Consider the following 13,612-nt stretch of genomic DNA (forward strand, 5'->3'; position numbering starts at 1 on the left):
CAGAAGCAGAGGCACCAGGGTCCAGAGGGCGCTGTGCAGCGCCAGGTCGTCGCGGGCATCGATGACCTGGGCCACCGCAATCTTGCCCCGGGCCCCCGGACGAATGAAGACCCGCCATGCTCCTTCCGGCCCCTGTACGGTATGAAACCCCGCTGGCAATCCGGAGGAAATCCAGGGAACCTGCCTGGATGGCAGCACACTGACCAGAATGCGGGTCTCGGGATCGATGTCCCGGTCGATGGGAAGCCCCAGTCCGCTGTTCTGACGCAGAAACTCCGTGTCCACCAGAGCGGCGATCTGACGCAGGGTATCATCCTGGAAATCTTCCCCTTCGTCATAGGAGAAACGGAAGGAAACCATCCCGGCCAATATCCCCGTCACCAGGATCGTCATCCCCAGCGCGCGCAACAACTGTCCCTGCAATGACCGTTTCATCGGCGTTCCACGCGCCAGCCCGTCCCCCGCACATTGCGAATGACCTCCGCACCCAGTTTGCGCCGCACCCCATGGATCAAAAAGTCCACGGCATTGCTTTCGACCTCTTCGTTCCAGCCGTAAATCCGTTCTTCCAGTTCATGGCGGGTCAAAATATGCCCGGGATTCAGGAGCAGGGCTTGCAGCAGGGCAAATTCCCGCGCACTCAGCACTACCCGGACGCTCCCCCGCCCGGCTTCGCGCGTGGCCGGATCGAGCGTCACATCACCATTGGTCAGGAGCGGTGATGCCTGCCCTCCCTGACGGCGAATGACGGCACGCAAACGGGCCAGCAATTCATTCAGATCGAAGGGCTTGATCAGGTAATCATCGGCACCGTAATCCAGGCCGGCAATCCGATCTTCCACGGCATCCCGGGCCGTGATGATGATGACGGGCAGACGCTGCCCCGCCAGGCGCAGGCGTCGCAAAACCTCCAGTCCATCCCGACCAGGCAGTCCCAGATCCAGCAGGACGGCCTGATAGTCGCTGTCCTGCAATGTCCCGGACACCGCCAACCCGTTGGCAATCCGATCCACGGCATAGGCATGGTCGCGCAAAGCCAAAGTCACCGCTTCGGCAATCATGTCGTCATCCTCCACCAACAGGATACGCATCAGGGAGACGACCTCCGTTTCACCTCAAACCGGTGCGACGTCAGAACATAAAACAGGAGCGGCATCACCACCAGCACCAGGGGTAACTGCACCATCATTCCGGAAATGATCGCAACGGCCAGGGGTTGCTGCATCTGAGCCCCCTCTCCCCAGGCCAGCGCCAGGGGCAGCAGAATCAGGATGGCCGCCAGGGTGGTCATGGCGATGGGACGCAGGCGGTTCTTCCCGGCCAGGATCAGGGCCGTCTGGCGGTCCAGACCGGGATCAAGACTGCGCCATTCGGAAAAGTAGAAGATAGCCACTTCAGTGACGATGCCCACGATCATGGTCATCCCCATCATGGCTGAAATATTGATCTCGATGCCGGTCAACCACAATCCGACCATGATGGACGCCAAAGACAGGAGGGGCATCAGCATGACCACCAGGGCAATACGAAAACGCTCGTAAAGCGCCAGCAAAAGCAGAAACACCAGGGCCACAGCCGCCAGAAAGACCTGCACCAGCCCCTTGAACGCCGCCTGCTGCTGCTGGTACAGCCCGCCCAGTTCATAGTAGCCCCCCGCTGGCAAGGCAACGGAAGTCATGGCCTTCTGAACGGCGTGCAGGGTCGAGCCCATGTCACGCCCACTGATGCGCGCCGTCACTGCGATCATCCTCTTCAGGTTATCACGGTTGATTTCGGGCTGTCCGTTGACGCTACGCAGGGTGGCGATCCTCCGCAGGGGAAAGAGATGACCATCCGGTGCGCGCAGCATCATTCGTTCCACCTGATACACATTGGCTCGAACGGACTCCGGGAGCCACACCCGCACGTCGATCATTTTATAACTGTTTTGCACCTGAGTCGCCACCACTCCAGAAAGTTGGGCCGCCAGCAGTCCCGTCACCGCGGCCGGATCCACCCCTTCCAGCGCAGCCCGATCCCGGTCCACATGAATCTCCAGGGCGTCCCCCGCCGGATTGATGCCATTCTTGACATCGACCACCCCGGGAATCTTGCGGATTGCCGCGGCTGTTTTCAGGGCAACTCCCTGCAGTTTCACCGGATCATCGGAATACAATTTGATCTCGATGGGTTCGGGCACCGAGGTCAGATCCCCGATCATGTCCTCCATCAACTGGGCCAACTCGATTTCCAGGCCGGGCACCTGCGTCTCGACCTCGTGACGGATCCGGTCCATGACCTCTTCAATGGGTTGGCGAGGTCGGGCCTTGAGACGAACGAAAAAATCGCCTTCGTTGGCCTCAGTGACCCCGCCGCTCAATTGCGTGCCGGTGCGACGGGAATAGGTATCGACATTGGGATCCGCCTTGATGATGGCTTCCACCTGGCGCAACAGGCGGTCGGTTTCACTCAGCGAAGTTCCCGGCGGAGAACGGTAATCGAGTACGAAGCCCCCTTCATCCATGGCGGGCATGAACCCCGAACCCAGCCGTTCCCAGGCCAGCGCCCCGGCCCCCAGCAGTGGCAGAATGAACAGCAGGACCCTCGACGGATGTCGAAACAGCCCGCGCATCAGGGCCTCATAGTGATCGTGCCACCAGCGGGTCAGACGCCCCCCTTCTTCCTGAAAGGCGTCCCGTTGGCCGAGAAAAATATCTGCCAGCAGGGGAACAGCCGCCCAGGTCACCAGAAAGGACAGAAACAGGCAGATCACCATGGTCAGGGACAAGGCCTTGAAAAAAGCCCCGGTCACGCCATCGAGAAAGGCCAGGGGGATGAAGATCACCATGGTTGCAGCCGAGGAACCCGCCAGAGGAGCCGTAAACTCCCGTGCCGCACTCATCACCCGCTCATGGGTCAACTGGTGGCTGGAACGCAGGCGACGAATGATATGTTCCAGCATGACGATGGCATCGTCGATGATGAGCCCCACCGCTGCTGCCATTCCGCCCAGAGTCATGATATTGAAACTCATGTCCAGCACTCTGAGCAGGATCATGGAAGTTGCCAGAACGGAGGGAACCACCAGCACGGCAATGATCGTCACCTTGAGATTGCGCAGAAACAGAAGGAGGATCCCCGCTGCCAGGGCTACGCCGATGAGAATGGCATCGCGCACGCTGGCCGCCGCCTGCAACACCAGTTGACTCTGGTCGTACCAGCGCGCGAGTTTGACTCCGGGAGGCAGATGAAACGCCCGGATACGCTGCTCGATGGCATGGGAAATCTGGACACTGTTGCCCGAAGGCTGCTGATAGACATTCAGCAAGACTGCCTCGCGCCCCTCGGCATTGACCCGAATCCATTGGGGGGTGGTGCTGATCGATACCTCGCCCACATCCCCGACTCGTACCACCCCACCGCCGGGACTGTTCAGCAGCACGGTCTGACGGATGTCTGCCAGGGTTTGCAGACGCGTATCGGAAATCCCCAGATATAACTTGTAATGGTCTTCCAGGCGACCGATGGCCGAAATCACGTTGGCCGCCCCCAGGATCCGCGCCACGTCTGCCACGGTCAGGCCGCAGGCCTGCAACCGGCCAGGATCGAGGGTCACCCGGTATTCCTCCTGGGTTCCTCCCACGGTCTGAACCCGTGCCACCCCTTCCACGCCCGACAGGAGCGGGCGCAACTGGTACTGCGCCAGATCACGCAGCGCCGTGAGGGATACCCGATCCGACGTCAGGCTGTAGGCCATGAAGGGAAAGACCGTCGGGTCCATGTGACGGGTCAGCATGGTCGTCCCGGCAGGCAGGGTGGGCAGAATTTGCGCAATGGCCGCATCGACCTGCATGGTCGCCACGGTCATGTCGCGTCCCCAGGGAAAGTTCACCGAAACTTCGGCCGTACCCCGACTGGTGGTGGAACGAACCGACAGTACCCCGGGCACCCGGCGCACCATCTCCTCCACCGGAATGGTCACCTGCATGGCCATCTGCTCAGCCGGCCGGTCGCCCGCATCGAGGGTCACTTCCACACGGGGAAAATCCACCTGGGGAAAGAGGGTGACCGGCAACCGAAAGGCCGTCACACTCCCGGCAAGCACCAGTGCCAGCAAAAAAAACAGCAGGGAGCGCCGGTGCGCACGTACCCAATGGCCCCAGTTCATCGCCCGGGCCCACGCACGGCCATGCCGTCGCTCAATTCGTAGTTACCCTCCACCACCACCGGCAGAGCCGGGTTCACCGCCCCTTCCACGCCCGTCATCGCTCCGTTTTCAAAGGCAGTCACGGTCACACGCTGGGCATGGTCTCCCTGTACCTGAAAAAGGTACGCCTCCCCTGCCTCATCGCGCAATACGGCCGAACGCGGCACGACCCACAGGGTCCGGGTCTGTACCTCAAGGGTCGCACGCACCTTCGTGCCCAGAACCGGGTCGATGCCGGGATCGAGGCGGACCCACACGTCCAGCCCCTGCGTCTGGGCATTGATCATGCCATGAAGGGCTACCACGGTTCCGTGCCAGGATTGTGCCTGTCCGAAGAGAGGCGTCATGGTGACCGGTGTACCCTCGCGTACCTGCCCGGCCTCTTCCACGGGAAGCGTCAATTGAACCTGGGGCTGCGCCCGTCGCGCCAATTGCAAGACGGTGGTCCCCGCCGGAATCCGTTCGCCCTGTGCCACGCCTTGAGTCAGAATCACCCCGTCGAAGGGGGCCGAGACGGTCACCCGTTCACTGCCCGCCCCCAACCGATTCTGGGCCTGCAAGGCGCTTTCGGCATCGTGCAGTGCCTTGCGGGCGGCCTCCAACTGGCTGACCGTGACCAGTTGTTGTTCGTACTGCCGCTGCAGACGGGCATATTCGTTGCGCGCAAAGTCCCACGTGGTCTGCGCCTGGGTATGACCCACCACGCTGACCGGGTCCGTCACGAACTCGAAGAGGGGTTCCCCCCGAACCACCCGCTGGCCGGGTGCCACCCGCACCCGGTCCACCATCCCGGCGCGGGGCAAGGCAATGCTTTGGGTGTTCCCCGGGGTCGAAGTCACCGTGCCATAGCCCGCCACCGTAAAACTCATGGCCTGACGTTGCAGAGGCCGGGTGCGAACCTGCACCACGCTCTCCTCCTCCCCCCAGGCGGCCACGCTGCCCAGGACCATCGCCAGCACCCACAGTCTGGTCACAAATCGATTCATTTCATCTCCTTGCCGGAAAACTCGCCGCCCACCAGTGTCTCGAGCGCCACGCGCTCTTCCCGTATGGCCTGTTCGAGCGCGATTTTCTCTGTCAATTTGGTCAGGTGCGCTTCCTGCACCAGTGCATTGGCCGACAGATCCAGCGTCCCCGCTTGCAGCGCCAGTGTCGACTGTCTGGCGACCCGGGTTTGCAAGGCCAGGTTCTCGTCAAGAGAACGCAGCGTGTGTTCCAGTTGGGTCAGATCGGACAACAACTGGGCAATTTCCTGTTGTGCCGTATTGATGCGCAGTTGATATTCATCGTGCAGGCGCTGACGGGTGGCCTTCTCGATGGCAATCACCCCGCGGTTGCGATTGAAGAGGGGAAGATTGGTGCTCACGGCATACCCATGATAATTGGTACCGTTATTGTCCCGTGCCTTGAGCAGGCCGAAATTGATGGCCGGAAACTGGCCCAGGATGGCCTGCCACAAACGCTGGTCCTGGGCCTCGTACCCCGCCGCCAGGGCACGCAAATCGGGTCGGCGTTGGGGAAGGGTCGGCAGTTGGGCACGCACTTCCGCCGCATCGGGAATCGGTACGTTGGCCTCGCCCACCAGATTCAGCACCGTTTCCGGGGCTAGGCCGAGCAAGGCGTTCAGGGCCATCCGGTTCTGGGACAGCACCAATTCCGTGTCACTGATCTGGCGTTCGATCCCCTGCAGCGTCGTCGCATCCGCGCTCAGTACCGTCACGGTCAGATTCCCCTGGGCCAGGGCACCTTCTTCACGGCGCTGAAGTTGTGCCGCAACCTGTCGACTTTCCTGGAGGGTGGCCCGCAAATCTTCTTCGGCACGAATGCGCACGAACAACAGCCGGGCCTGCCCCACCACCTGCCACTCCTGCCAGAGCAAGGCCAGATCCGCCTTGTGCGCATCCGCTTCAGCAGCGGCCTGACGGGCATGATGCAGCACCAGGGCACTCAGGTCGTAGTTGAGCCCCACATCGAAAGCGATGACATTTTCTCCTGGGGTACTGGTTTCGGGAATCTGCGGCGAGTAAAAGAACTGGGGATCGGGCAACAATCCGGCATCGAAGGCCTGAGCCCGCGCAATGCCCAGATCGTCACGCACCAACTTGAGGTCGGGATTGTTGACCACCGCCAGGGTAGCCACTTCCGTCATGTCCAGACCATCGCGGGGATCGAAGGGATGGGCAGCCAGTTCAGGAAAGGGCAGACTTTTGGGATCCACCTGGAGACGGGGCAATTCCCTGGGCCAGGTTGGCGTGCTCACCAAAGGTTCGGGCTGATAAAAGGTGCACCCCGCCAGCAGGGTCAACCCCAGTACCCACCCACTTTTGCCCCCTATTCCCACGCCTTTCTCCCGTCGAAGACCATCCATCCGGTGGCACCAGGGCCACTGACCTTCAGGATAGCGCAGAAGAATTAGGCTTGAATTAGCCCTCGTGCCAAATCGCGTTGCAAGTCGCTCACCGCTTCCAGCCCCACGGACAGGCGCAGCATGCCGGGCGTGATGCCTGCCGCCTGGCGCACTTCCTCGCTCAATCGACCATGGGTGGTGGTACCCGGATGCGTCAGCGTACTTTTGGTGTCCCCCAGATTGCCCGTGACGGAGATCAGGCGTACGGCATCGATGATGCGCCAGGCCGCCTCCTGCCCACCCGCCACTTCGAAAGTCACCACGGCCCCCCCTTTGCCGCCCTGCTGACGCATGGCCAGGTCATGCTGGGGATGGGAAGGGAGCCCAGGGTACAGCACGCGCGTCACTCCAGGCAGAGTCTCCAGCCATTCGGCCAGCACCTGGGCGCGGGCACATTGGGCCTCCATGCGCAGGGCCAGGGTTTCCATGCCCTTGAGGCAGACCCAGGCATTGAAGGGACTCAAACACGGGCCTGCGGTGCGCACGAATTGATAAACCGGACTGTCCATGACCAGGGCCTGGGAACCCAGAACCGCTCCACCCAGCACACGTCCCTGTCCATCCAGATATTTGGTGGCCGAATGGACCACCAGATCCGCGCCCAGTTCCAGGGGACGTTGCAGGATGGGGGTGCAAAAACAGTTGTCCACCACCAGATGGATTCCATAGTCATGGGCTACGGTCGCCAAACCGGCCAGGTCCACCAGTTCCATGGTGGGATTGGCGGGAGTCTCCGCAAAAAACAAACGGGTTTCGGGACGCACGGCCCGGTCCCAGGCATGCAGGTCGCTCAGGGGCACAAAGGTGCTGGTGACCCCGAAACGCGCCAGAATGCCGGTCAGCATTTGCACCGTGGACCCAAACAGACTGCGCGCAGCCACCACGTGGTCCCCTGCTTTGAGCAACCCCATGAACACCGTGAGGATGGCCGACATGCCGCTGGAGGTTGCCACGCAGGCCTCGGCTCCTTCAAGCGCTGCCAACCGTTCCTGAAAAGCGCTCACCGTGGGGTTGGTAAAACGGGAGTAGATCATGCCCGGTTCACGATTGGTAAAACGGTCTGCCGCCTGCTGTGCGTCGTCAAAGACGTAACTGGAGGTCAGATAGAGGGCTTCGGAGTGTTCGTTGAAGGCACTGCGGTGAATACCCGAGCGGACGGCACGGGTTTCCAGAGCCCATTCGTCATCCGGCCAAGGCGAAATATTCTCTGTCGTCATTCCCCACCCCCTCCCTTACGCAGCCGTTGCGCGCAAGTTGAAATCCAGATCCAGTTGCTGGGCCCGATCTCCCTTCTCGTCCGCGCGCTGATTTTCCAGCACCTGCAGGTAGGCCTCGTCCACATCCCCCGTGACATACCAGCCATTGAAACAGGAAGTATCGAATTCACGAATCCCGTAGCGAATCCCGTCCATGGCCAGCACCAGATCGTCCAGATCCTGATAGAACACCCGGTCCGCCCCGATTTCCCGGGCAATGGCTTCATCATCCCGCCCGGTGGCCAGTAATTCACGCCGGGTCGGCATGTCGATACCATACACGTTGGGGAAACGCACGGGGGGGGCCGCCGAGGCAAAGATTACCTGTTTCGCGCCACAGTCCCGCGCCATCTGAACGATTTCCCGGCTGGTGGTACCCCGTACGATGGAATCGTCCACCAGCAGCACCGACTTGCCACGAAATTCCTGGGCAATGGCATTCAGTTTCTGACGAACGGAACGTTTTCGCTCCGCCTGGCCGGGCATGATGAAGGTGCGTCCGATGTAGCGATTCTTGATGAACCCCTCGCGATAGGGCACGCCCAGCGTGGTGGCCAGTTGCAGGGCACTGGGCCGACTCGTGTCGGGAATGGGAATGACCACATCCACCACCAGGTCCGGTGCCAATTGACGAATCCGTTGCCCCAGCCGTTCCCCCATCCGCAGGCGGGTTTCGTACACGGAAATCCCGTCCATGACCGAATCAGGTCGGGCCAGGTAGACGAATTCGAAGATACAGGGTACCTTGCGTGCCTGCGGGGCACAGAGGAGCGTGTGCAAGCGTCCGTTCTGATCAATGAAAAGCGCTTCGCCGGGTTCGACATCGCGCATCAGGGTAAAGCCCAACGCATCGAGCGCCACGCTCTCCGATGCGACCATGTACTCTGTCCCCTGGGGCGTTTCATGAGAGCCGACCACCAACGGACGAATGCCGAAGGGGTCGCGAAAAGCCAGCAGACCGTGGCCTGCAATCAGGGCCACCACGGCATAGGCCCCACGACAGCGTTGGTACACCCGGGTCACCGCCGCAAAGATTTCCGGCGTACTCAGGCGATGTCCCTGAGCCACTTCGTCCAGTTCATGGGCCAGCACATTGAGCAGGACTTCCGAGTCCGAACGAGTATTCACATGGCGCCGATCCTCTTCGAACAACTCAGCGCGCAGGGCAGCAGTATTGGTCAGATTGCCGTTATGTCCCAGCACGATGCCAAAGGGAGAATTGACGTAGAACGGTTGGGCTTCTGCGGACGAAACGGCAGAGCCTGCGGTCGGATAACGGCAATGGGCGATGCCCATGTTGCCCAGCAGGGAGCGCATGTCACGGGTGCGAAAAACATCCCGCACCAGTCCCAGCCCTTTATGCATGTGAAAAGTGTTGCCTTGCGCCGTCGTGATGCCTGCGGCATCCTGGCCGCGGTGCTGCAGGAGTTGGAGGGCGTCGTACAACAACTGGTTGACGGGTGAGTTCGCCACGATACCGACGATTCCGCACATGAGCCCTGTCCTCACAGAGTATGACAAGGCATCATTTTAGCGGATTTATCGGTTGGACGGCGGGGAAACCCCACGGCTCGAATTTTACCCGCAGTCCCGTCACCGGAACGGGGGGCAATGTTAGAATGGACAGCCTTCCTTTTGTCGGGAGTCCGCTCCTTGATCGACGATATCCTGCACAGTTCTCTCTGGACCTACTTTGCCACCTATACCTGGATAGACCTGCTGCTGGCAGGGATACTGCTGCTTTCCACCCTGTTCGGCTGGATCCGCGGCATGGTGCGGGAATTTTTCAGTCTGGTCAGCTGGCTGCTGGCCTTCTGGGTGGCGCACGCCTGGAGCGAAAAGTTGGTCCATGCCCTGCATCCCTGGATAGCCCAGGAAGTCCTGCGCTGGGTACTGGCTTTCCTGTTGATTTTTGTAGGGGTCCTGATTCTGGTACGGTTGGTCAGTACCCTGCTCCAACGCATCGTCAAAAAGATCGGACTGGGTTCCCTGGATGGGCTGCTGGGCGCATTGTTCGGCTTGCTGCGCGGAGGATTGATCGTTCTGGCGCTGCTCCTGCTGGCCGGGCTCACTCCCTTGCCGCACCAGGCCAGCTGGAAAGAGGCGCGCCTCCTGCCCTATGCCATGCCGGGCGTGCACCGGGTTCTGGGCTGGTTACCCCCCGCCCTGTCCCGCCTCTTCCACTATTGAGGCGATGACACCCGTATGCCCTGCACCCCCAACTGGTTCAGCCGTTGCAGGGCAGAACCCAGTGCGGGTTCGCTGGGGAAAGGGCCAATGCGCACCCGCCAACGGGGCGTCCCTGTCGACTCGAGGGCGTCGACGCGAGGGGGAAATCCCAATTTGAGCAATTTTTTTTCCAGTTGAGTCACCCGTTCCTGATGGGCGAACACCCCCACCTGGATCCAGATCTCCGTTCCTGTGGTCGCAGCCGTCCTTTTGTCGGCGGCCTCCCCCTTCGCCAGGGCAGGACTGACCGCCCCCGTTTTGGCCTTGACGACCGCCGGTTCGTTTCCAGACACCTGGGGGTGGGGTTTCTGCACGGGAACCGCCGTCGACGAAGGCATGGCTTCCTTTTCAGCCGACAGGTCCACCAGTTCCTCCTTGATCACCACGCGGCTCTGTGCAGCGGGGGAGGTTCCCTTGGGGCCTCCCGAAGAGGATCCCGTCGCCGGCGCCGCACTGTAGAGTTGCGGCACCACGGGAACGACGGGCGCCGGAGAGGGTGTCGGACTGACGGTTCCCTCCTTGGGCGCACGCGCCTGGTCGAGCAACAGGGGAACGCCCACGGCTGTCAACGAAGCCAGCACGCCCACCCCGATCAGGCGCTGGCGATGACGCTGACGCATCAATTGAAGGTCGGGGTTGTTTTCCATGCGGTCAAAGGGCGGACACTTCCTCGGGATCGATGGTCAGGATGCTCAACAGATTGGCGATGCGCGCGCGCTGCTGGCGTCGATCCATGATCATGTCGATGGCGCCCTTGGCCAGCAGGAACTCGGAACGCTGAAACCCGTCGGGCAATACCTCACGGACCGTCTGCTCGATCACCCGGGGTCCGGCAAAACCGATCAGGGCATTGGGTTCGGCAATCACCACATCCCCGATCATGGCAAAACTGGCGGATACCCCGCCCATGGTGGGGTCAGTCAACACCGAGATGTAGGGCAAACGGGCTTCGGCCAAACGAGTCAATGCAGCACAAGTCTTGGCCATCTGCATCAGGGAAAGCAATCCTTCCTGCATGCGCGCCCCCCCACTGGCCAGAAAACACACGAAGGGACATTGGGAATCGAGGGCTGCCTGGACCGCGCGCACGAATCGCTCCCCCACCACGGACCCCATGGACCCCCCCATGAATTCAAATTCGAAGGCCGCCGCCACGATGGGCATTCCCTCGAGAAAACCCTGCATGACCACCAGGGCATCCGTTTCGCCCGTACTGGTTTGAGCCTCGCTCAGCCGTTCGGTGTAGCGTCGACTGTCCTTGAACTTGAGCGGATCGATGGGCACGATTTCCGCACCCAGCTCCACCCGTCCCTCCGGATCCAGAAAACCGTCCAGACGAATGCGCGCCGTAATACGCAAATGATGCGCACACTTGGGACAGACGTGCAAATTGGCCTCGAGATCCGTGCGATAGAGCACCACCTCACAGGAAGGGCACTTGACCCACAGCCCTTCAGGCACCGATCCCTTGACGTTTTTCTTGTCGCGCTTGATGCGCGGGGGCAATAGTTTCTTGAACCAACTCATTGGGCACCGTCCATGGCAAGACGAAATTGGCGCATCAGCGTCTCTGCGCGGTGAGGCACCTCCGTCGGGGTACTGGCCTCGATTTCTTCGACCAGGCGAGACCCGACCACCACCGCGTCGGCAACTTCCGACAAACGTCGGGCCGTGGCTCCATCGCGAATGCCAAAACCCACCCCCACCGGAACCCTGGCGCAGGAACGAATACGGGCTACCTGGGCAGCCACTGCCTCCACCTCCAGATGTCCCGCGCCGGTCACGCCCCGCAAGGAGACATAGTACAGGTATCCCGTGGCAAGTTGAGCGATTTCACGCATGCGCTGCTCCGTCGTGGTGGGCGACAGCAGGAAGATGGTATCGATCCCGACCAGGGACAGCGCAGCCTTCAGATGGCGCGCCTCAAGGGGAGGATAGTCCACCACCAGCACCCCATCCACCCCGGCATCCCGAGCCTGCGCCGCAAAGGCATCAAGCCCCAGACGTTCGATCGGATTGGCGTACCCCATCAGTACCACCGGGGTCTGGTCGTCCGTCAGACGGAACTCGGACACCACGGCCAGCACGTCGGTCAGGGTCACCCCGTTCTGCAAGGCACGCTCGCTGGCGCGCTGGATCGTGGGACCATCGGCCATGGGGTCGGAGAAAGGAATCCCCAGTTCCAGGATGTCGGCTCCCCCGGATACCAACGCCCGCATGGTCGGGACAGCCAACTCCAGTAACGGGTCGCCCACGGTAAAAAACGGGATCAGAGCCTTCCGGTTCAAACCGGACAGGTGTGCAAAAGTAGATGCAATTCGCGACAAAATCAATCTCTCCTAAAGATGCAAGCCACTGCGTTCGGCCACCGTCGCCATATCCTTGTCCCCACGCCCGGACAGGTTGACCAGAATGATCTGATCCTTCCCCAGCACAGGGGCCATCTTCATGGCCTGGGCCACGGCATGACTGGACTCCAGAGCCGGAAGAATCCCTTCCAGACGGCACAGGGTATGGAAAGCCTGAAGGGCTTCTCCATCGGTGATGGCTACATAGGATGCCCGGCCACTGTCCTTGAGCCAGGCGTGCTCCGGCCCCACGCCCGGATAATCGAGTCCCGCCGAAATGGAATGGGTTTCGATGATCTGGCCGTGCGCGTCCTGCAGCAGGTAGGTGCGGTTGCCATGCAATACCCCGGGAACTCCGGCGGACAGGGACGCCGCGTGGCGTCCGCTGGACAGGCCGTCCCCTCCGGCCTCCACCCCGATCAGGCGGACCGACTCCTGCAGGATGTAGGGATAAAAAATCCCCATGGCATTGGACCCTCCGCCCACACACGCCAAAATCACATCGGGCTGGCGCCCCACCAGGTCGGGCATCTGAGTCAGACACTCGCGCCCCACCACCGCGTTGAAATCGCGCACCATGGTGGGGTAAGGATGGGGACCGGCCACCGTACCAATGATGTAGAAGGTATCGTCGATGTGGGTGACCCAGTCACGCATGGCTTCGTTCAAGGCGTCCTTGAGGGTTTTGGAGCCGCTTTCCACCGGCACCACCCGGGCGCCCAGCAACTTCATGCGGTAGACATTCTGGGCCTGGCGCCGCACGTCCTCTGCCCCCATGTAGACCACACATTCCATGCCATAACGCGCGGCCACGGTGGCGGTCGCCACCCCATGCTGGCCGGCCCCGGTTTCAGCAATGACGCGCGGCTTGCCCATGCGCCGGGCCAGCATGGCCTGACCGATGGTGTTATTGACCTTATGGGCACCGGTATGGTTGAGATCCTCACGTTTCAGGTAGATCTGTGCCCCCCCCAAATGTTCGGATAACCGTTTGGCATGATAGATCGGGCTGGGGCGCCCCACATAGTGATGCAGCTCATGGGCCAACTCGGTCAAGAATTCCGGGTCCTGGCGGTAACGCTCGTACTGCGTCTTGAGTTCCTCGATGGCGGCCATCAGAGTTTCGGATACGAAGGTCCCCCCATAGGGACCAAAATACCCTTCCTGGTCCGGCAAATCATACACG

The 13,612-nt window shown here is 61.4% G+C and carries 11 protein-coding genes and 1 pseudogene; 1 reads left to right on the forward strand and 11 read right to left on the reverse strand.

Features of this window, described 5'->3' with window-relative positions; translation table 11 throughout:
- The 7 genes and pseudogenes from M6F29_RS05870 to purF all read right to left on the reverse strand — a co-directional run.
- Positions 1-435 (reverse strand): annotated as a pseudogene (locus tag M6F29_RS05870) (two-component sensor histidine kinase); the annotation flags it as partial.
- Positions 432-1,091, reverse strand: a complete 660-nt coding sequence (locus tag M6F29_RS05875; protein WP_297453696.1) for a response regulator — start codon at positions 1,089-1,091, stop codon at positions 432-434. The pseudogene M6F29_RS05870 and the gene M6F29_RS05875, both read right to left, overlap by 4 nt.
- Complete coding sequence (locus M6F29_RS05880) at positions 1,091-4,147, reverse strand: efflux RND transporter permease subunit (protein WP_298157933.1); 3,057 nt, start codon at positions 4,145-4,147, stop codon at positions 1,091-1,093. Before M6F29_RS05880 ends, M6F29_RS05875 begins: the two co-directional genes overlap by 1 nt.
- Positions 4,144-5,172 (reverse strand): efflux RND transporter periplasmic adaptor subunit, encoded by a 1,029-nt coding sequence (locus M6F29_RS05885; RefSeq protein ID WP_298157934.1) that lies wholly within the window; start codon positions 5,170-5,172, stop codon positions 4,144-4,146. Before M6F29_RS05885 ends, M6F29_RS05880 begins: the two co-directional genes overlap by 4 nt.
- Positions 5,169-6,554, reverse strand: a complete 1,386-nt coding sequence (locus M6F29_RS05890) for a TolC family protein (RefSeq protein ID WP_298157935.1) — start codon at positions 6,552-6,554, stop codon at positions 5,169-5,171. The genes M6F29_RS05885 and M6F29_RS05890 overlap by 4 nt, the downstream gene beginning before the upstream one ends.
- 44 nt (positions 6,555-6,598) lie before the next feature.
- Positions 6,599-7,810 (reverse strand): O-succinylhomoserine sulfhydrylase, encoded by a 1,212-nt coding sequence (locus M6F29_RS05895; protein ID WP_298157936.1) that lies wholly within the window; start codon positions 7,808-7,810, stop codon positions 6,599-6,601.
- A 15-nt stretch (positions 7,811-7,825) separates the two neighbouring features.
- On the reverse strand, positions 7,826-9,343 hold the full coding sequence (gene purF / locus M6F29_RS05900) for an amidophosphoribosyltransferase (RefSeq protein WP_298157937.1): 1,518 nt from the start codon (positions 9,341-9,343) through the stop codon (positions 7,826-7,828).
- A gap of 159 nt (positions 9,344-9,502) precedes the next feature.
- Between purF and M6F29_RS05905 the strand changes: the two genes are divergently transcribed.
- Positions 9,503-10,039 (forward strand): CvpA family protein, encoded by a 537-nt coding sequence (locus tag M6F29_RS05905; protein WP_298157938.1) that lies wholly within the window; start codon positions 9,503-9,505, stop codon positions 10,037-10,039.
- Here the strand turns inward: M6F29_RS05905 and M6F29_RS05910 are convergent.
- The 4 genes from M6F29_RS05910 to trpB are packed head-to-tail and all read right to left on the reverse strand — an operon-like array spanning position 10,033 to position 13,611.
- A complete protein-coding gene (locus M6F29_RS05910; protein ID WP_298157939.1) occupies positions 10,033-10,725 on the reverse strand; it encodes an SPOR domain-containing protein in 693 nt (230 codons plus the stop codon). The two genes, M6F29_RS05905 and M6F29_RS05910, sit on opposite strands and share 7 nt — an antisense overlap.
- Before the next feature lie 4 nt (positions 10,726-10,729).
- A complete protein-coding gene (gene accD / locus M6F29_RS05915) occupies positions 10,730-11,605 on the reverse strand; it encodes an acetyl-CoA carboxylase, carboxyltransferase subunit beta (RefSeq protein WP_297477712.1) in 876 nt (291 codons plus the stop codon).
- Positions 11,602-12,405: a tryptophan synthase subunit alpha gene (trpA, locus tag M6F29_RS05920; RefSeq protein WP_298157940.1), complete on the reverse strand. Its 804-nt coding sequence runs from the start codon at positions 12,403-12,405 to the stop codon at positions 11,602-11,604. Before trpA ends, accD begins: the two co-directional genes overlap by 4 nt.
- A 12-nt stretch (positions 12,406-12,417) precedes the next feature.
- Positions 12,418-13,611 carry a tryptophan synthase subunit beta gene (gene trpB, locus M6F29_RS05925; RefSeq protein WP_363320369.1) on the reverse strand — a complete coding sequence of 398 codons (1,194 nt, stop codon included), beginning with the start codon at positions 13,609-13,611 and terminating at the stop codon, positions 12,418-12,420.
- Between the last annotated feature and the right edge of the window lies 1 nt (position 13,612).

This window comes from Ferrovum sp., assembly GCF_027317285.1.
Taxonomy (GTDB): Bacteria; Pseudomonadota; Gammaproteobacteria; order Burkholderiales; family Ferrovaceae; genus Ferrovum.